This window comes from Pseudomonas sp. QD4 (assembly GCF_049199125.1).
Taxonomy (GTDB): domain Bacteria; phylum Pseudomonadota; class Gammaproteobacteria; order Pseudomonadales; family Pseudomonadaceae; genus Aquipseudomonas.
Genome location: NZ_JBLZOM010000001.1, coordinates 478,675 through 497,008, shown reverse-complemented (window position 1 = coordinate 497,008; position 18,334 = coordinate 478,675). Strand labels below are relative to the sequence as shown.

At 57.8% G+C, this 18,334-nt stretch carries 24 protein-coding genes and 1 tRNA gene; 10 read left to right on the top strand and 15 right to left on the bottom strand.

Translation table 11 applies throughout. From position 1 onward, the window contains the following. The first annotated feature begins 32 nt into the window (after positions 1-32). Together ACOZJV_RS02160 and ACOZJV_RS02155 are read left to right on the top strand one after the other, a co-directional pair. Positions 33-1,004, top strand: coding sequence for a cupin domain-containing protein (locus tag ACOZJV_RS02160; protein WP_421547568.1), 972 nt, complete (start codon positions 33-35; stop codon positions 1,002-1,004). Between the two features lie 710 nt (positions 1,005-1,714). Next, entirely contained in the window at positions 1,715-2,113 is a 399-nt protein-coding gene (locus ACOZJV_RS02155; RefSeq protein ID WP_421546700.1) for a hypothetical protein, read from the top strand. A gap of 41 nt (positions 2,114-2,154) precedes the next feature. Here the strand turns inward: ACOZJV_RS02155 and ACOZJV_RS02150 are convergent. Beyond that, a tRNA-Leu gene (locus ACOZJV_RS02150) sits at positions 2,155-2,241 on the bottom strand. 665 nt (positions 2,242-2,906) lie between these two features. On the opposite strand from ACOZJV_RS02150, the gene ACOZJV_RS02145 reads away from it, so the two are divergent. Next, positions 2,907-4,244: a serine hydrolase domain-containing protein gene (locus tag ACOZJV_RS02145; RefSeq protein ID WP_421547567.1), complete on the top strand. Its 1,338-nt coding sequence runs from the start codon at positions 2,907-2,909 to the stop codon at positions 4,242-4,244. 35 nt (positions 4,245-4,279) lie between these two features. Here ACOZJV_RS02145 and ACOZJV_RS02140 read toward each other — a convergent pair whose 3' ends face one another. Further along, on the bottom strand, positions 4,280-4,543 hold the full coding sequence (locus tag ACOZJV_RS02140) for a DUF1652 domain-containing protein (protein WP_421546699.1): 264 nt from the start codon (positions 4,541-4,543) through the stop codon (positions 4,280-4,282). A 460-nt stretch (positions 4,544-5,003) separates the two neighbouring features. Here ACOZJV_RS02140 and ACOZJV_RS02135 point away from each other — a divergent pair, with 460 nt between their 5' ends. After that, complete coding sequence (locus ACOZJV_RS02135) at positions 5,004-5,366, top strand: NUDIX hydrolase (RefSeq protein ID WP_078473079.1); 363 nt, start codon at positions 5,004-5,006, stop codon at positions 5,364-5,366. A gap of 49 nt (positions 5,367-5,415) precedes the next feature. Here ACOZJV_RS02135 and ACOZJV_RS02130 read toward each other — a convergent pair whose 3' ends face one another. Next, complete coding sequence (locus ACOZJV_RS02130; RefSeq protein ID WP_201131146.1) at positions 5,416-5,649, bottom strand: YceK/YidQ family lipoprotein; 234 nt, start codon at positions 5,647-5,649, stop codon at positions 5,416-5,418. 100 nt (positions 5,650-5,749) lie between these two features. Next, positions 5,750-7,201 (bottom strand): L-lactate permease, encoded by a 1,452-nt coding sequence (locus ACOZJV_RS02125; RefSeq protein ID WP_421546698.1) that lies wholly within the window; start codon positions 7,199-7,201, stop codon positions 5,750-5,752. 130 nt (positions 7,202-7,331) lie between these two features. On the opposite strand from ACOZJV_RS02125, the gene ACOZJV_RS02120 reads away from it, so the two are divergent. Further along, positions 7,332-7,823, top strand: a complete 492-nt coding sequence (locus ACOZJV_RS02120) for an Lrp/AsnC family transcriptional regulator (protein WP_201131148.1) — start codon at positions 7,332-7,334, stop codon at positions 7,821-7,823. A 39-nt stretch (positions 7,824-7,862) separates the two neighbouring features. On the opposite strand, the gene ACOZJV_RS02115 is transcribed toward ACOZJV_RS02120, so the two are convergent. Beyond that, positions 7,863-8,090 (bottom strand): hypothetical protein, encoded by a 228-nt coding sequence (locus ACOZJV_RS02115; RefSeq protein ID WP_238596220.1) that lies wholly within the window; start codon positions 8,088-8,090, stop codon positions 7,863-7,865. A gap of 222 nt (positions 8,091-8,312) precedes the next feature. On the opposite strand from ACOZJV_RS02115, the gene ACOZJV_RS02110 reads away from it, so the two are divergent. Together ACOZJV_RS02110 and ACOZJV_RS02105 are read left to right on the top strand one after the other, a co-directional pair. After that, positions 8,313-9,539: a hypothetical protein gene (locus tag ACOZJV_RS02110; RefSeq protein WP_421546697.1), complete on the top strand. Its 1,227-nt coding sequence runs from the start codon at positions 8,313-8,315 to the stop codon at positions 9,537-9,539. 153 nt (positions 9,540-9,692) lie between these two features. Beyond that, complete coding sequence (locus ACOZJV_RS02105; protein WP_421546696.1) at positions 9,693-10,109, top strand: hypothetical protein; 417 nt, start codon at positions 9,693-9,695, stop codon at positions 10,107-10,109. 84 nt (positions 10,110-10,193) lie between these two features. Here the strand turns inward: ACOZJV_RS02105 and ACOZJV_RS02100 are convergent, their stop codons facing one another. Further along, positions 10,194-10,631, bottom strand: a complete 438-nt coding sequence (locus ACOZJV_RS02100) for a GNAT family N-acetyltransferase (protein ID WP_421546695.1) — start codon at positions 10,629-10,631, stop codon at positions 10,194-10,196. Positions 10,632-10,675: 44 nt separating this feature from the next. Continuing rightward, positions 10,676-11,071: an SMI1/KNR4 family protein gene (locus tag ACOZJV_RS02095; RefSeq protein WP_421546694.1), complete on the bottom strand. Its 396-nt coding sequence runs from the start codon at positions 11,069-11,071 to the stop codon at positions 10,676-10,678. Between the two features lie 227 nt (positions 11,072-11,298). Between ACOZJV_RS02095 and ACOZJV_RS02090 the strand changes: the two genes are divergently transcribed. Together ACOZJV_RS02090 and ACOZJV_RS02085 are read left to right on the top strand one after the other, a co-directional pair. Next, positions 11,299-12,045, top strand: a complete 747-nt coding sequence (locus tag ACOZJV_RS02090; protein ID WP_421546693.1) for an SOS response-associated peptidase family protein — start codon at positions 11,299-11,301, stop codon at positions 12,043-12,045. 73 nt (positions 12,046-12,118) lie between these two features. After that, positions 12,119-12,328 carry a hypothetical protein gene (locus tag ACOZJV_RS02085; RefSeq protein WP_078473087.1) on the top strand — a complete coding sequence of 70 codons (210 nt, stop codon included), beginning with the start codon at positions 12,119-12,121 and terminating at the stop codon, positions 12,326-12,328. A gap of 129 nt (positions 12,329-12,457) precedes the next feature. Here the strand turns inward: ACOZJV_RS02085 and ACOZJV_RS02080 are convergent, their stop codons facing one another. From ACOZJV_RS02080 to ACOZJV_RS02070, 3 genes are all read right to left on the bottom strand, one after another. Continuing rightward, the gene (locus ACOZJV_RS02080; protein ID WP_421546692.1) at positions 12,458-12,814 is read right to left on the bottom strand and encodes a hypothetical protein; all 357 of its coding nucleotides are present in this window, start codon (positions 12,812-12,814) and stop codon (positions 12,458-12,460) included. Between the two features lie 47 nt (positions 12,815-12,861). Next, the gene (locus tag ACOZJV_RS02075) at positions 12,862-13,155 is read right to left on the bottom strand and encodes a hypothetical protein (protein ID WP_421546691.1); all 294 of its coding nucleotides are present in this window, start codon (positions 13,153-13,155) and stop codon (positions 12,862-12,864) included. Positions 13,156-13,306: 151 nt separating this feature from the next. After that, on the bottom strand, positions 13,307-14,806 hold the full coding sequence (locus tag ACOZJV_RS02070) for an MFS transporter (protein WP_421546690.1): 1,500 nt from the start codon (positions 14,804-14,806) through the stop codon (positions 13,307-13,309). Between the two features lie 113 nt (positions 14,807-14,919). Here ACOZJV_RS02070 and soxR point away from each other — a divergent pair, with 113 nt between their 5' ends. Continuing rightward, complete coding sequence (gene soxR, locus ACOZJV_RS02065; protein WP_078473113.1) at positions 14,920-15,381, top strand: redox-sensitive transcriptional activator SoxR; 462 nt, start codon at positions 14,920-14,922, stop codon at positions 15,379-15,381. Positions 15,382-15,469: 88 nt separating this feature from the next. Here soxR and ACOZJV_RS02060 read toward each other — a convergent pair whose 3' ends face one another. The 5 genes from ACOZJV_RS02060 to ACOZJV_RS02040 form a co-directional block, all read right to left on the bottom strand. Then, entirely contained in the window at positions 15,470-15,661 is a 192-nt protein-coding gene (locus ACOZJV_RS02060; protein ID WP_421546689.1) for a hypothetical protein, read from the bottom strand. 33 nt (positions 15,662-15,694) lie between these two features. Continuing rightward, on the bottom strand, positions 15,695-16,198 hold the full coding sequence (locus ACOZJV_RS02055) for a glutamine amidotransferase-related protein (protein WP_421546688.1): 504 nt from the start codon (positions 16,196-16,198) through the stop codon (positions 15,695-15,697). A 198-nt stretch (positions 16,199-16,396) separates the two neighbouring features. Then, positions 16,397-17,440 (bottom strand): hypothetical protein, encoded by a 1,044-nt coding sequence (locus ACOZJV_RS02050; RefSeq protein WP_421546687.1) that lies wholly within the window; start codon positions 17,438-17,440, stop codon positions 16,397-16,399. A 147-nt stretch (positions 17,441-17,587) separates the two neighbouring features. Beyond that, on the bottom strand, positions 17,588-17,824 hold the full coding sequence (locus ACOZJV_RS02045; RefSeq protein WP_421546686.1) for a hypothetical protein: 237 nt from the start codon (positions 17,822-17,824) through the stop codon (positions 17,588-17,590). A 135-nt stretch (positions 17,825-17,959) separates the two neighbouring features. Continuing rightward, positions 17,960-18,253 carry a hypothetical protein gene (locus tag ACOZJV_RS02040; protein WP_153050279.1) on the bottom strand — a complete coding sequence of 98 codons (294 nt, stop codon included), beginning with the start codon at positions 18,251-18,253 and terminating at the stop codon, positions 17,960-17,962. Between the last annotated feature and the right edge of the window lie 81 nt (positions 18,254-18,334).

The window sequence follows — 18,334 nt, the reverse complement described above, 5'->3', positions numbered from 1 at the left end:
CAAAATCTTTAGTTTTTGATCAAAACCCCGAAATGAATTCTCTAGATCAGTTCGCCTTATCGTCCGATCTCATCAACGAACTGTTGCGCGGCATGCGCCTGCGGGGCGTCGAGTACCGTCGCATCCAGGCCGGCCCCTCTTTCGGGCTGGGTTTTGCGGCCAAACCAGGACACGCCTACTTCCACTTCCTCGCCGTCGGCACCGCCGTCCTGTGTGCGGAGGATGGCACTTTCTACGAGTTGTCGGCCGGCAACGCCGTGTTCATCGCTCAGGGTGAATCTCATCAACTTCTCTCAAGCCTGGACGTCCCCGCCCAAGACATCGGCAGCTTCGATACGGCCCCTCTCGGCGACGCGGTCTGCGCCGTGGATGCTTCCCCCGGCGCCGATGTCAGCCCCACCACCATTATATTTAGCGGCTGCATGGAGTTTGAACTCGGAAGCATGCAAGGTCTCGGCGGGTTGATGCCTGATCTGATGCTGATTGATGCCAGGGGGCAGCGTTATCCAGGGCTTATGCCGATTCTCGCCTCCATGGAGCGCGAAGTTCGTACCGCACGCGTCGGCTTCGCAGGCATCCTCGCTCGCCTCGCCGACGTAGTGGCGGCAATGATCGTGCGCGGCTGGGTTGAATGCGCCTGCGGCAACGCTTCTGGCTTGGTGGCCGCGTTACGCGACCCCAGGCTAGCTCGCGCGCTTCTGGCCTTGCACCGAGAGCCGGCGCGTGACTGGACCGTCGCGGAACTGGCGGCGCAATGTAATACCTCTCGCTCGGTTTTCGCAGAACGCTTCCAGGCCACTATCGGCATCCCCCCGCTGCGCTATGCAACGGAGCTGCGAATGCGCCTCGCCAGTCAATGGCTAAGTCTCGAGCGACTGCCTATCGAAACCGTCGCGCAGCGCCTGGGCTACACCTCGCAGGCGGCCTTCAGTCGTGCCTTCAAGCGCATCACCGGCCAGCCACCCGGCGCCAGTCGGCAAATGGCCCGTTCGATTGCATCCTGAAGTACGAAGATGTGGAGTGTGCAGAGACGCTTGTATCGATCTGATAATCCCCCGATGTGAACGGCTGCTATGGCTTGTTACTCCCGATTACCTGCAATAGGTCTCGATTGCAGCCCTCGCAACAGGCAGCTATCACCGCTTAGCTGCAGTCAGCGATGACGCATACCTACCCGTTTGCAGCCACCGGGCTTAAACCGTGCAAAAACCAGTCGAGGTTGCGGTGGCTATCGCTCCCTGAAACGAACCTACCGGTCTTATCGCTTATAAAGGTCGCACCGACACTGGTGGCCGCCTACATGGTCATGACCAAATCCGCTACAGCTCGTCGCCTCAAATCGCGCCCCCCCTCTAGCCTCGTTTAATGCATGCACATACAGCTTTAGAAAAGCAGTTGCCCCTACGCACAAACCAGCCAAGTGTCGCCAGCACCTTGATGACTACGAATTGCGGGTGGCGAACCCAGAAGCCCACAGAACCATCTGTAGCGCGAATTCGGGCGACATGCTCGACACCGACGCCATCGATCGGATGGAAAAGCTGGAAATCGTCGAACTGGCCAACGCAGCGTATTGGCATACAGTCGAAACCCTAAATGACTGGGAACCCGGTTACTCGCCTGGGGCTTCTATGACCTCATGCCGCGAGCTGGCGGCCCACCCATAGGCAAGCTCAACGGCAGCATTTGCTTTCCAGAGGATTTAGTCGGCCAGATGGCAGCGCAGGTAATAGAAGAGAACAGAACACGTCGGCTTGTGTTCATAACCAGCGCCGAAGCCTGGGCAATGGATGGCATGACGATCACAAAGCAAGACGGCAGCATTTATGACCTGGTGATCACCGGCCAGCGCACCAACGGGAAAGAGTATTCGAACATCGATGCCCCCGACGCATACCGGGCGCTGCTCGACACCGCGCAGGTCACCCTGGAAAACCACGAATTCGAGATGTACCTGCGAGCCCGGTCTCTTCTTCTCGCTGCGGCTTTCAGCAAATGCGCGTCGTGCCGAGACCACTTCGCGCTGAGAGAGGACTGCGAGGCGTGCGGAACTATGGGTTTTGTGGCGAAGGAAGGCTCACGCCAAAACCATCAAATTGCGGAGCAGAAATAAAAAGGGCTCGCCTGATAAATCACGCAAGCCCTTGATAAATATGGTGCCCGAAGCCGGAATCGAACCGGCACGCCCTTACGAGCGGGGGATTTTAAGTCCCATGCGTCTACCAGTTTCGCCATTCGGGCGGTAGCGCTATGCAGCAGCGTGGAAGGGGTTAATCAGGATCAAGCCATTCCGGTGCATTTGCGGCAAGGGGAGGAATATATACATCCCTTTGCACTGAAGCAAGGTCGTAGAGCCCTTTTGGCAATCTGCGCCCTTTTACTTCTTCGACAGAAAAAAGCGCCATAAATCATTGATCTACAGAGCTCATCCAACAATGTGGTGCTTTGTACGTCCTGTACCGTTGCCGGCTTGAACGTGAGTTCACTGAAGGTTTTCGCGAGTTGCGCAGCTTAACATGCGAAATATCTCGCAACCAACTGATTTTCAAAGGCTTATGCGTCCGCCAGGCGCTGAGCGGGATCAAGCGGGATCCAATCCTGATCGAACACTGCGAGCAAACGCGCGTGATGCGTTATTGATGATGAGAAGGGAGAAAAAGCAGTCAGCGAAGGGTTCGCCCAGCACGTACGACCTCGCCATCCATGAACCGGTAAAGAATCGTCTGTGCTGGGCGAACAGGCGCAAGTTAGAAGTAAAACATCACATGTTCAACTGTCATTAATCGGCCATCCGAGCTTGCCAAATTCCGCTGCCGTCGGATCTGTTCGGGTCGATGGTCAGCAGTCGCCCAGCAGGCAGCGTTTGGCCTGTTAAACTTCCGGGCCTTTCGAAAGGAATCGACGATATGCCCATGCCTCAGTTTTTTCGCCGCCCTCTCGCACGACGCACGCCTGCGATCTTGCTCGGCTTTTGCGCGTCCATCGCCGGCGCTGCCGATCAACCGGTCTTTCCCGATGCGGCCGCCAGTGACCCGGCAAAACTGGGGTGGATGGTGGGTTCACCGCCTCCTGCTGAACGCACGGTACGTTTTGAAGATGGCAGCTATTTTCAGTTCCCGGCCATGCGCTGGAGCGTGTCGAACTTTCGTCAACTGATGCCCACGATCAACGTATCCCGTGGCCTGGGCGCTCCCGTGGCACTGCCCACGGCTTTGCGCAGTGATATCGACAGCCTGAGTTTCACCCCCATCGGCACTCAACAAGCAATGACTTGGGAGCAGTCGCTGGCCGCCACTTACACCGACGGGATCGTGGTGCTGCACCGCGGGAAAATCGTTTATGAACGCTACTTTGGCGTGCTCACACCCGAGGGCCAGCATGCGGCGATGTCAGTTACCAAGTCGGTAGTTGGCACGCTGGGTGCCACCCTGGTGGCCGAAGGTCGAATAGATGCCAGCAAACGGGTCGTCGACTACGTCCCCGAACTGGCCCATTCCGCCTTCGCCAATGCCAGCGTGCGCCAAGTGCTCGACATGACCACCGGGCTCAAGTACAGCGAAGACTACGCAGACCCGAATGCCGAGGTTTGGGCCCATGCCCAAGCAGGCAATCCTCTGCCAAAACCCAAGGGCTACACAGGTCCGAGGACCTATTACGAATTCCTGCAGAGCGTGCAGTTGGAAGGTAAGCACGGTGTTGCGTTCAGCTATAAAACCATCAATACGGATGTATTGGGCTGGGTGATTGCCCGCGTCAGCGGGCGCAATGTCGCCCAGTTGCTGTCGGAGCGGATCTGGAGCCGCCTTGGCGCGGAACAGGATGCGTACTTCACTGTGGACTCGATCGGTACCCCGTTTGCCGGTGGCGGCCTGAACACCGGTCTACGCGACCTGGCGCGCTTTGGCGAGATGCTGCGCAACGATGGGCAATTCAATGGCCAGCAGATTATTCCGCAAGCGGTTGTCACCGATATTCGCCAGGGCGGCGACAAGGAGGCATTCGCCAAGGCCGGTTATGCGTTGTTGAAAGGCTGGAGTTATCGATCGATGTGGTGGGTTACCAATAAGGATGGCGGTGCTTTCATGGCGCGCGGGGTGCATGGGCAACGGATCTATATCGATCCCAAGGCACAGATGGTGATTGTGCGTTACGCGTCGCACCCGGTGGCCAGCAACTCAGCCAATGACCCGGTCACCCTGCCCGCTTTCGATGCCCTGGCTGCTCACCTGCAAAGTCTGCCCTGAGTGAAATGGTGCGACGGCGCACGATGCGGATCGCCTCAGCCGGCGTAGCTGGTAAAACCACCGGCAAACGCTCGGCGCCCGGCCCTGATTTCAGTGCGCAGTTCACCAATAAGGTTGGAAACGGATCGCACGTTGGTGAGCTCTGCTGTCGAGACCCCGGTCAGCAGCAGATCCACCCGCCCCGACTCCGGCTCGAACACCTTGATCATCAATGCGCCGTTAGGGCTCAGGGTGCAGGCGCAGGCAAGCGGGAGAAAGCCGGACTCCAGAATGTGGCAGAGTTCAACAGTCGAGAGCATCACTTGCTCCTTGCGGGGGTGTTTATCGAATTTGTTATCCAGCGTAGGCGAACGTAAGGGCTACCGCTTCGGTCGTTGAGAAAAAAATGCCAACTGCCGCTCATTTTCGATAGAAAGTGGGTATGACGAACTTCCAACACCCAGTTCAAACCTTGCCGCGCCTGAAGCTCGCAACCGAAAGCGCACCGCGACACAGCCAGCACACTCGCAAAACTGACCTCCACGGCAAAAAAATAGTTGTTCTTTTATTGCCCTTCGATACTGCCTGATCAAAGGGCAAGCCACTTCGCCTAGCGGCCTATTTTCATATAAGACCTATATTGAACTGATGAAACACGCCGGTATCAATAATGCATAACAATCCATATGACATTTTTGTGACAACTTGAAGATAGCTGCCGTCTACCCTCGCACACTTGAGGTGCAGTAGTTGTCCATAGCGAGCCGGTGAGGTGCATATATGAAAAATAGAGCGACAGTCATTTGCACACAGGACGGGCAAATTCTCTTCGTGCGTAAACAACGTTCGAAATGGACGCTACCGGGCGGCAAGGTCGAACCCGGAGAATCCGTGGCCAATGCCGCTATCCGAGAGTTGCGAGAAGAAACAGGGTTGGACGCCAGCGAACTGCTTTACATCCTGCAGGTGGACGCCGGCAATGTACGCCACCATGTCTTTGAAGCGGCGGTCATCAATGTCGAAGATGCCCGCCCCCTCAATGAAATTGCCGACATTGAATGGCATGCCTATGGCGCGGCGAACGGACTTGATGCCACCGGCCCGACCAAGACCATTGTCAGTTCATTCTTGCGGCGCTTGTAAGCGCGGGCCCGAGGCCTCAGGCCTGAAACCCGCTGCGCCGAGCCCCTGGTCATAAGTTGCAACTGTGCTGAAGTTCGAAGGGCAGAAAGACCGTATCGACCACGGCTGAAAATGGCGCATCAATTGCCAGCAACGGCCATAGGACGCCGTTATTGTCCTTGGCCAGATTCCAGTCGATCCGGACACCCAGATACGGACAACGAAATTCCGTCGTGCGAGCCAAAACAGCAGTACAACCGCTGATCAAAACCGAACCAATCACCAACATCACTTTCAGATACACGCAACGTCCTTATTACTGTCTGGGGCAAATCGCGCGCATTCTCACACAACCAAGACAGTTGCACCTTGCAGAGTGAAGTTTCTGGCGCAACGTCGACACTTCATGCCATCCACACCAGCGCGGCCAGCCCGACCATCAGGGTATTGAGGCAGACCAACCCGAAACCGAACCGCACCAGTTCGCCCTCCTCCTGGGTGCTGGTCTTGGCCAGCCCGAGGACCAGCATCACAATTGACAGCGAACCCAGTGCCGCATGACCTGCCGCGCTGTTCTGTACCGCGGCCAGCAGTAAGCGTGACGACTCAGGCAACAGTGCGATGGCCGGCATGAAGATCGCGTTGCCGCCCACATTCGAACCGGTCATGTAGCCGGACAGCGCTCCGAACCCCGCGATCAGCGGCATCACCGCCGAGGGCGCCAGCCCTGCCAACGTCTGCACCAACCCCAACAGAAAGCCCGCCTTGACCATCATTTGCGACATGGCGAGAAAAAAGAAAATCGTCAACAGCGGCCGTTTGGTACGAACGGCCAGACCACGCAGCAGCCCATGTTCATTGAGCTCATGACGGCGCAAATCCCTTTTGTAGAGCAGCAGGCCGATCAAGACCAACGTCAGCGCAACACCCGGGGACGCAAGCGGCTTCCAGGTCACCTGGGCGCCCTGCACCAGCCAGAGGTCCTGCCACTGCGTGACGGTGCTCAGCACCTTCAATGCGACGATACAGGCGATCAGTGCCAGATACGGCCACGCCTGTCTCGGCCAGCGTACGCCTTCGCCCTGGTGACCATTGCGACGTACACGCGACAGTGCCCACAGCAAGACGGAACAGGCCACCACCAGGCCCGCGCCGACCCCGGCGACTTCCGGTCCCATCCAGCGGCTCGCGCCGTACAACACACTCACAAAAAGCAGCCAGAAAGCCCCCAGCACACCGAGCGCTCGGGCCTGTCGCACACCCGCCAGGTACAGCGCCACAGTGCCGAGCGCCAGGAACACCAGTGAACTGGTCAGTGCCGAGGTGGACGCCAGCGCCGAGGCATCCAGATGCGCCAGCGAAGCACCGATCACTGTGGCCAACCCCAAGGTGCCCCAGGGCATGATCGCCATGCCGGTCAGGGCGATGCGCAGTGCCACGCGTCGCTCAAACAGGCTGAGCAGCAACGGCACCGTGGCAATCAGGGACACCCCGAAGCCGGTCATCGACTCCAGCAACGGCGCCAGACCCAGGACGATGAATACCACTTGCTGCGTGCGATCCAGCCCGAGGGATTGCACCCACTGACTCAGCACAAGATTGACGCCCAAGCGCTCGATGAGAATGACGAACGCCATGCCCGGCACAATGACAAACGCTGTGCTGAGAAACAGCACCGCAGTATCCCGACCCGCCGCGAGCAAGGTTAAGGTTTGCCATGCATCAGCAGCCCCTGCCAACCACAAAACGGCCACCAGCGCGGTCCCTGCCATGGCCGCCTGCACCGGCGGACGGCGTAGCACCATGAGCATGAACATCACGAGCAATACGGGGGAAAGATGCACCAATATCGACATGCCAGAATTATCCTGTGGGGTTTCTCGACGGCTCCTGAAAAGCAGGAACGGGCGAGATAATATTTCTTTCACGAGGATAATTTTTCGCTGAATCGTGGTAGTTTTCGGGAAATTATCTCACTTAGCCATCATGCCAAAACCATCCGCTACCACGCCTTACGCCCTAGATGGATTCGATCGCGCCATTCTGGAAATCGTCCAGTTCGACAACACGACGCCCCTGCGCCTGCTGGCCGATCGGGTAAACCTCTCCTCGGCCTCGGTGCAACGCCGCCTCAAGCGCATGGAGGAGTGCGGGGTGATCACCGGTAACGTGGCGATCGTCGACCCTACGCAGGTGGGAAAAGCCATCACCATCGTGGTGGAGGTCATGACCGAGCGCACGAGCATCGACGCGCTGGAGTCCATGAAAAAGCATTTCGCCGTGCCTGAAGTCCAGCAGTGCTACTACGTCACCGGTGAAGCCGACTTCGTGCTGATCGTCAACGTTGGCTCCATGCAGGAGTACCAGGCCCTGGCGCGACGCCTGTTCGCCGAGAACGCAAACGTCAGGTGGTTCAAGACCATGGTCGCGCTGGATCGCTTGAAGGTAGGGCTCGAAGTGTCCTGCACGGATAAGTAGCATCCGCCTCCGGGGTTGTTGCTCAATCCCAGGCAGCACTCAGAGCCGATAGTCTCTGAACAGCTCTTCTTTGATGATCAGCAACGCGTCTTCGTAGTAACGTTCGCCGCGAGCTTCACTGAGGGGGACCGAGCGGACGCTTTTGCTTCCATCGCGCGGCGTATGCTCGCAGGTGATAAAAAACTCCGCAGTCTGCGGGTTGAACTCCAGGTAGTAGAACAACTCCCTACCCTCGCGGTCCCAATAGCCAATTTCGCGCCGCATCATTTACCACTCCGTGACGGTGAAGGAAGCCCATTCTACGGACGTGATCGCCATGCTTGAATCCTTTGAAGATCAGCATCTTGTGAAATGGGCGCCTTGCCGGGGAATTCTGCGACGCTGGCCGGGTCCATCCACAACCCCGAGGCCATTATTTCGGCCACCGGCTTTACCTGAACCACTCGCGCCAGCATCATCGACTGCTCACACTCATGGAGGACCTGCAACATGCTCAGGGAATTTTTCGATGGGCTCTTCAACCGCCCTCCTACCCAGGACGGGTTCGCCCAGAAGATGATCAAGGCCGCTCGCGACAGCGGCTACAGCGCCACGCTTGAGTACCTGCCAGACGAATTCCGCCTGCGTCACGGCGATAACGGTTTCTTCAATCTGCACAACGCTTACCGCGACTACCTGAAAGCCGATAAACAACACAAGCCACAGGTTCTCTCTGGCTATCTGGCCACCCTGCTCGGCGCCGAGAACAGTCCGATACTGACCTTCGAGCAAGTTCGCCCCTTGCTACGGCCGGTGATCCGCAACCGCGCCATGCTGGAAGAGGTGCGCCTGCATCACGCCCGCAGCGAAGGCTGGGACTCACCCTACATCGTCGCGCATCGGCCATTGGGCAAGGATTGCGTGACCTTGTTGGCGGTCGACTACCCAGAGACCACATCCACCCTGACCAAGGGCCCGCAGGATGATTGGGGCATCAGCTTCGACGAAGCCTTGGCCATCGCCCTGGACAACCTGCGTGAAGCTACGCCCGATGCATTCGAAGAGGTCATCCCCGGGCTTTACCTGGGTGCCTGGAAAGACGGCTACGACACCAGCCGGGCGCTGCTGCCCGATGTTCTGCAGCGCGCGCCGATCAAGGGCCAGCCGGTGTTTATGATGCCCACCCGTGATGTGCTGATGGTCACCGGGGACAAGGACCCCGAGGGCCTGCGCCATATGATCGAGCTAAGTTGTCAGGCCGTGGAAAACGGCCGCGTCCTTTCCGGCCAGATCTACACCTACGATGAGCGTCAGATCATTCCTTTCGTCCTGCAGGATCCGGAACTTACTGAGCGGCTGGACGCCCTTGCACGGCTGATGTCCCAAGGTATCTACAGCATGCAAAAGGAGATGCTGGACAAGGTCCATGAGGATCAGAAAGAAGATGTATTCGTCGCCACGTACATGCTCTACGAAAACGCTGAAGACAATGGCAAGACCTTCTCCATAGCGGCCTGGACAGAAGGGGTCGAGACTTCCCTGCCCAAGACTGACCGGATTGTTCTGGTGCAACCCCATCATGAAGGCTCGGCAGTGACCGAGGTGTTCGCCTGGCAAGACGTCGAGTCGGTACTGGGGGAACTGCTTGCACCCGACAAAGACCTCTATCCGCCCCGCTATCGCACCCTGGGTTTCCCCAATGCCGAGCAACGGAGTCGCCTGACGCCCATCGGCTGAGCAGCGGTTTGGAATGACGCTTGTGGCGAGGACGCCTGCTCGCGCTGGCCGGCAGGCATCACGGAGCGCGCAGGCCCGCCCCTTCACACAACAGTAAACCTGCCACAGGCAGCAGCTCGAACTTCATCCCCCCTGAACGGATTAAGGAAACACTTGAACAGCCTTGCCCGCCTCAGAATCAAATTGACCATCGGCGCAATCATTGGCCTGCTGCCGGTCACACTGGTGTTTATCCAGGGGGCGTACGCGGCCCTGGTGCAGATCGTGGGACGGCTAGGCGTTGGCTCTGACACCTTTGTGCACGCGCTTATCATCATTGGCATTGCGACGTTCAGCCTTGCAATGGGCTGGAAGATCTATGCCATCGCAATGAGTTCCCACCCCAGGTTCGACAACAAATGCCTGCTGGTGTCGGGTGTCTTGACGGGAACTGCATTGGGCCTGCTGATGGTGGCGCTGGAGATGGGCTCCGACAGTCTGTATTGGATCATTTACCTGACGCCCGGCATTACCGCGACGGCAATGCTGGTCGTAACCCAGAAACGCATCGCTTTGACGTCCAGAACCTAGGATTGAACCAGGGGCCACGAGAAGTATCGAGTTGGGAAATGGCGGCCCGGGCCCCACTCGGGCAACACTTTTCCCCGCTATCGCTCACCGACTCAAGAACTTCACGAAAATCAGCTCGGGATCACCGGCGTCAAGATTCTCGATTCTGCCGCTGTCTTGATAACCGAGCTGCCTGATCAACTGGCGCATCGGCTCGTTCGAAGTGTTGGCCGAAGTGAAGATTTTTACCCCAGCGGAGCAGCGCTCCAGATGAGTCACCAATTGTTGGCCTATGCCACTGCGTCGCCATGCGCTTGAAACCACCACCAGCGAAATAAACCATTCTGCAAAAAAGCTTCGGTCGAGACAGCCATAACCGACCGGCACCCCAGGCTGATTCGCAGCACAGGCCACCCAGCATTCTCCAGCAACTACGGCGCGCTCGATGTCATCCCGGCGGCCGGCATCGATCCGGGTCACGGGATCGATCTCCACCAGAAATTCTATGTCGCTCAAGACCGCCTGCCTGATGTGCCAACTCATTCACTTGCCCTCCATGCCGTGTATTCCAGCGCCATTGTTCACCCTCACTCCCGGCCGATCAGCGTCAGCAGTTCGGCAAAGCTGTCTGCCACCCGGCACAGACTTGCATCCGGATCGACACCGTCGAAGGAAACGATTGGCAGCGGAGCTTCACCCCGGGTATCGAACGCGAACAACTGGCCGCCGCCATCGCTGCCAAATACAAACAACCCGGGAGCGATGTCCGCGAACATCTCGATTTGCTCAAGATCCGAGGCTGTTTCAGCCGGGTCCAGGCACAGGGTGAAAAAGGGATCAGGTAGGTCGCCTTCACCACCGTTGCTGCCGGCCAGCAACTGGTAATACTCCAGAGGTAGAACCGATGGGGCCACGGATCGGAGGCGCTCCAGAGCGTCGGTAGACGCACCCTCATGTCCAACCCAGCCAGAATTGATCTGCACCGATAAAACTCCTTGATTCGGCTTCGCGCCGGTCTGAACACCAATGTCCACCTCAGCCAAGCCTGCCTCGGCCTGCGACCTCAGGTTTAACTGAGCAGGCCCGAAGCTTGGGGGCACGCGAAAACCAATGCAACGAGATTTGCACGACGCTCCGCTGCGCCGTCCAGTGGTAGCCGGCGCATTGAATCGATGAACTATGATTCTTGCTCCACCCGAGGAAAACCATGATGTGTGGACGCTTGAGCCAGTACCGCGGCATTCACGACTTCGTCGCGGCCCTGGGCATGCCCGGGGCCATGGTCAACAGGGTCGGCGAGCAGGCCCTTGGCTGCTACAACGCGGCGCCGACGATGCAATTGGCCCTGCTCCATGTTGCCGGCGACACCTTGCATGCCGATACCGTGCGCTGGGGTTGGCGTCCGCACTGGGCCAAGGATCGGACCGTACCGATCAATGCCCGAATCGAAAAGGTCGCCCACGGCCCTTTTTACCGGCAAATCTGGCCGCACCGGGCGATATGTCCCATCGACAGCTGGTTTGAGTGGGTCGACGAAGGTAGCCCGAAAAAACAGCCCTACCTGATCAGGCATCGCGACGGGTCGCCTATCTTCTGCACATCGATCGGACAACTGCCCGGTCTCGATGAAGGCCACGGCCAGAGCGACGGTTTTGTGATCATCACTGCCAACGCTCAGGGCGGCATGGTCGACATTCACGACCGACGCCCGGTGGTGCTTTCCCCCGAAATGGCCCGGGAATGGCTGGACCCGGCAACACCAGGAGAACGTGCCGAACAGATGGCGCTGCATCAAGGGGAGGCTGCAGAGGCCTTCGAGTGGTTCAAGGTCGGCACCGCCGTGGGCAATGTTCGAAACCACGGGGCGCAATTGCTGGAGCCACTGGCAGACACGGTCAGTGGCGAAGTGAGCCAAGCCAACGCCGATTTGATGTCCATCGGCCCTCTGCACGAATAACCTGTAGACGCGTCGCTCACCGCCCGAACAAAATGACGCACTGCCTAAAGGGCCGCTGCGGAATTGTTATTGAATGGCAAAGAAACAACAGATGCACACCGAGGCCGCGACTGCTGCCGATATTGAACGATCCATTCAGGCCCTTAACAAAATGGCCGAACGCCTCTGGGGAGATGGCCGAGAGGTCGAAGCGAAAGCGCTCCTGGACGCACTGGATGGATTAAACAGGGCGTTGGACCGTATCAGAATCGGCGAAAGCCGAAGAGTCAAAACCCTTCATTAAACCTTCATGCTGACCGCAAATGATGTGCAAATCAGGCCGAAAACTTCGCTCCTCTGGTGTTGCTCTCTGCGCAAGCAAACACCGGTTCCACACCATCATCAGCCTGTGCCTGGCACTGAGCATGACGACTTAGTCACCCAGGAATTTCAAGAGTTGAGTCAATACCGACTCTTTTTGAGCATCCAATGCGGCTTTGATCTCGCTACACCGGCCCTTCAGCGACACGCTATCGCCAGCCAGTATTTTTCCATTTGGGCTGCATATATCCAGCGCAACACAGAAAATGCCGGCACCGACTTCCTCACCATCAAAAACAAGCTCAACTTCTGTGGGGAAAAACGTGACATACACACATATTTTTTGACCCGAGTAGAAGTAGTGACCCTTGTTTCTCGTCAGTGAAATATTTTGACTTTTCGAAGCCTTCCTATATAGGCCGTCTAAAAACCCTTCAAGAACATTAACAATGTCTAGCCCTTCACTCACTATCCAGCTCCTTGCGACTCAGGTATTTCAGTACGCCTCCAACAGCGCTAAGCCGAAGCCAAGAGCACTTCCATAAACGCCGGGCCTGGCAAATCCCTCACCTGCCCTTCATCAGTAACGACACAGCCAGCGGCGCCCGCGAAGAGTTCCTGATCTTCAGAAGCGATGTTCAGCCTGCAAACTACTCGATAGCGAAACAACCAGCCCTGCGCGACGCGACCGCACAGCTCCACCACCTGTTCATACCCGTCAATGCCCAAAGGCCCGGCACCATGAACTGCTGCAAGCCGGGTAGCCGCGTTAAGCGCCTGGATATCGTTATTTGCAAGATCTTCGTGCATCCGGGTTGGCCTGAATTGGTAATAGGGCTTGGCGTACGTGCGGCCCGCGGATGGTCGTTTTGCTAGCAAAGCCTGCGGTCGACCCAGGGCAGCACGCGCATGGGCTGCTGTTTTACCCGAACCCTGCACACGAGAACAATCGCATGCAGCGTCAAACCTCCTGAACCTCGGCAGTTCTGGCATGCAGCCGAACCACCCGCAGCACCGTAAAAACACCCAGGATCGGCGCCAATGCAAACACGCCAAACAACCAGCCGGCGGCGCTTGCCGTGCCGGCGATGCCGCCGGGGTCCGTGAGGCCTGCGACGTTGGCCACCATCCCCGCCAACGCAGCACCGAGCGCAGTGGCGAACAACTGCACGGTGGTGATGGACGCTGCCGCCAGAGCCTGCTCGCCTGCCGAGGCGACCTGAAACACGCGGGTCAGCAGATGGGGCCAAGCCAGCCCCACCCCCAATCCGATGGCCACAAGCGCAAGGCAGATCGGCGTGATCGCGAGCCCGCCGCCGGTACTTTCGACGGGCATCAAAACGGCAAGCGCTGCCATGCCGGCCAGGCCGAGGATCGGACCGGCGAGGATGGCGTACCGGATGCTTTTACCCGTCGCCCCTGCGCTGGCAATTGACCCCAGCGTCCATCCGGCTGCCATAAGCGCTGCAAGATAACCGGCGGCAAGCGGGGACTGATGGTGAAGGACCTGCAGGAACAGCGGCACGAATATCTCGCCACTGGTAACCGCGACCGCAAGCAGCGACATCGTTGCATACAGCGCACCCAGCGCTGTTGTAATGCGCAATGCACCTTCCGGCAGCAGCCTATGGCGGGCGCGGCCTTCAGTGGCCACCAGCAGAGCCGTCAGGACAGCGGCGGCGACCAGGCCTGCGATGTTCCAGGACAGGGTCGAGGAAACACTGCCGAATGAGACGGCGAGAACCGCCGACGTCAGGAGAACGAGTTGGGCGAGTGGAAGCGGCGAGCGTTCGCCTTTATCAGCCCTGCGCTTGGGCAATACGGCGACAGCCAGCAGGGCAAACAGCACCGCGGCTGGGATCAGCGACCAGAATGCCGCTCGCCATACACCCAGTTCAGCGAAGATCCCGCCGACGGCAGGCCCGACCAGGGTGGCCACGCCCCACATGCCCGAGACTAACGCCATCGCGCGCGGCCATAAGGCTTCATCGAACACCAGCCGGATCATGGCGTAGGAAAGCGCGAACAAGAAACCACCGCCCAGCCCCTGAATCAGACGTCCCGCCAGCATGACGGGCATTGACGGGGCACTTGCACAGATGAAGGTGCCGATCGCAAACACCAGCGAGGCAATAACGTAGGCGCTGCGCGGTCCGGCGCTGGTGAGCAACCTCGCCGACAGGGCCGATCCGAGAATGGAAGCCGCGACGAACAGGGTGGTGTTCCAGGCGTAATAGTCGATACCGCCGATGTCCGAGACGACGGAGGGCAGAATCGTGGTGGCGATATACACATTGATCGCATGCAGCACGACACCCCCCGCGAGCGCGAGCGAACGAACACCATTCCAGCCAGACAGCAAGGCGGCCCACCCGGTTCTTGAGTGACGGTCCTGCGTCGAGGCGCTCGTCTCTGACGCAGTTTGCGAATAATGACCAGAAGGAATATGACGCTTGTCCATGTGCACTCCACTTCGAGAATTCACCCGCTGCGGCGAATGAAGGCTTGCAAAGGCAAGCCGACGCTCTTTATAAAACCTCATGTATAGATGAGGTCAAGAGAGAGCAGACAGTCATGATCGATGTGCACGTGCCACTTTCGGTTGGAGAGTTGGCCCGCAGAAGCGGGGTCACTATCGCAACCGTGCACTTCTATGAAGCAAAAGGCCTGATTCAAGGGCAACGTAGCGCGGGCAACCAACGTCGTTATGCCCGGGACACTCTGCGCCGCATTGCCATCATCAAGATCGCGAAGCGTGCGGGTGTGCCGCTGGCGGCGATCAAGGACGCGCTGGATGGGCTTCCTTGCGGACGACCGCTGACGGCAAAAGATTGGACGCAGCTCTCAACGATCTGGAGGGACATGTTGACTGAGCGCATTCGCAGCCTCACGCAACTGCGCGATCAGCTCGACGGTTGCATAGGCTGTGGCTGTCTCTCCATGGACGACTGCCCTCTTCGCAATCCAGGCGATCGTCTGAGCCAGCTCGGGGAAGGTGCCGTTTTGCTCGAGAAAGACACCACGCCACCCGCGTGAACGAATCGACGAGCGTCATAACCGGCAAAAATAATACGGTCTTATTTGTCGTACGGGTCGTTGCGCCGACTCCCAAGCCGCATTTTTTCTAGGCCTTGTCTTGCTGCTGGTATTGAGCAACCAGCTTGTCCAGAAACTCAAAGAGCTTCAGGTTCATCTCGGCATAGGAATGGCTGCGCAGCGTCGCCGGCTGCTGTACGAAACGACGACCTGCCGACGCCGCAAGTTCTTCGCTGGAAGCGTTGATCAGTTGCTCCACCACGTCCGCCGTGAACTCCATATGGCACTGGAAGCCATAGACCAGATCGCTGTACTAGACAATCTGACGCGGGCAGCCCTCACTGTAAGCGAGGACCTTCGCATCCGGCGTCAGGCCCGGCATATCGTTGTGCCAATGCCCCACTTCAAGTACATCGCCAAAATGCGCAACCTTGGCATTCCCCTTCCCCGCCTCCGTCAACACGATCGGGAACGTGCCGATTTCTTTTTCCGGACTGTGGCCATGCGCAGCACCCAGCGCCTCACCGATCAGTTGCGAGCCGAGGCAAACACCCACCACGGCCTTGTTGGCCTTGACGGCTTTCACGATCAAATCGCACTCGGCCGCTGCGTCAAAATGAGCGCACTCCTCCTTCGTCGTTGCAGGAGACTGTGGCCCGCCCAGCACCACCAGCAGATCAATGTTCTCCACGCTCGCGGGCAAGGCATCCCATCCATGGACCCGCGAATAACTCGCTTCGTATCCACGCTCCCGAACCCAGGTCTCATAGGCACCGGGCGACTCGAATGCTTCGTGAACCACGAAATAAACGTTCATTAAAATTCCTCGATGGGCAATTGCGCGGTGGGACGGATCGAATGACACGTAAAATACTATATGACACATTGTGTCACTCGCAAGTCTGACGTTTCCAAGATGCCGCCCTAAAGCCCATGGCTCGAGTCACGTTCTAGATCGAAGGCCTGCGCCGCGCGCTCAGACTTTGCAGCAGCTGCGCTGCTCAAACGAGTCCATTTACTTCCCTGTCTTTTTCAGGGAAACCGGAATGCCCCAAACCAAGTCTTCCATGCCCACACTTCCAAGCATCTGGGTTTTCATCGGCTGAATGCGAGCAAGCACCTGGCGGCTTTTCTCGTTGAGCGTTGGCTGCGCGTTATCGACGAACTTCTTCGTCAGCTCGACTGGAGCAGGCCTCACATAAACCTGAACGTCGCGCAGTGCGCATTTTATGTTTTGTGTGTCGACGGCTTTGCAGGTTTTCTTGTCATAGCTCACCGCCGGCGTTTTCAAGTGGAAGCGGTCGCTGAGCAGTATCTGGCCTGGTTGGATGTTAAAGGCCAATGGTGCATAAGCGTCTGGTATCTGCGCTTGCAGTTTTATGGACTGGACATCCCTCATCTTCGTGCCGTCGGTCCAGCCAGCGTCCGATACCTTCTCGCGCGTGTTGTACTTTTGCTCTGTCCAGCCAACGCATTGGCCGGAGGCCACGTGCACCGTACTGCAAACATTCTGCGAGTTGGTCTTGTCCTGGTAGGTCTCACTACGCCAGTACTTCTCCTTGAGAAATTGGCGATACAGCACTGCGGACAGATTCACCATTCCACGGCCACTGGCCTTCGGCTGCCCTTTTGCGGCTCCCACTTGGGCAAGGGAGCTGTCTATCTTGTAATCGATCCCGCCAGACATCAGATAGGTTCCGGGCGGGACAATGTGGACTTCGAGGAAGTCCCACAGAAAGACTGTTTCCTTGATTTTCTCCAGGTCGTTATTGGCGAACGCCTGCATATAGCCTTTATCTGGCTGGTCCTTGTTCTTGAAAATGACGCGATGAGAGTAGCTTGAGAGGTCCGTCACACTCTTGTTCGGCATGAGTGCCGGCACCAGCACCACGGACATGCCGTCCCGAGTAGCGCCATCGATGATATCCAGGAGTTGATTGGTCGGGTCCTGCATGGCATTGCCATTGATGCCGGAGTTGCCAAGAGGTACACAGGCCGTCAATAAGGTCGCTGCACCCAGCACAGCGAAGGAGAACGGGTGCTTTGACAGAGTCTTCATTGGATATCCTTATCGGTAACGGGGCGATGGCTAAATCGCGCTATTTTGCGGTCGAGCCTATGCAGCGACAAATAGATCGAATGTGCTAATGGCAGCTAGCCATATCTGCCGCAGTACTCCAGGCCCGACACCGTGTCGAAGAGATCGTTAAGCCAAGGAAACAAGGAGAAACTTGCGCAGCGCCTGCCGATGGTTGCGGACCATCTGGCAAAAAACGGGGCGATAAAAATCGCTGCCGTAAGGGCTGTGGGACGATGCGTCAGTGAGCAACTGCAACGGCGCCAAATACATCGTGGTGCCAGAGGGAAACCACCCTATGTCTCCCGCGCGATGTAATTTCGTCGCCGCTGGATCGATGGTCTCGATCCCAAGGGGTTTAAACATGCGGCGCAGGGTCCAGGATCAGGGTCTCTACCTGGAACAGAGGCACGTGAGTGAGGACGGCGAAAGGTCGTTGAACAGGCACCCGCTGAAGTGTGTGGTCCGCTCTTCCATGAGCCTAAACATCGTGAAAATTCTTCAATCGAAATAAACCATAACCCACCAGGCAACAAACCCACTTAACGCGACTGTATGGACAATGAGTAAATCGCGTACACCTATTGGTCTGTCGGAAACTAACCAGTAGGCGATGACCAACGGATAGGAAACCAGACAGGTAACGCCTAAAACAGCCATCGCCAGCACAAATCTGAGGTCAGTTAAAAAGCCGGGTGGACTGGCCAAGCAGCCAATGAAAGCGACTGCGCCCAATGAAGCAACGATTATCAAAAACGCTATGATCACTCGCTGCGCATCAGTCTGATACTCCATAACTCTCAACTTTCAATCCTTTAAAGGGGGGGCTTGACCGCCGGCCATGATATCGCAGCCAGCGTTCAATAAGTGCCGAAC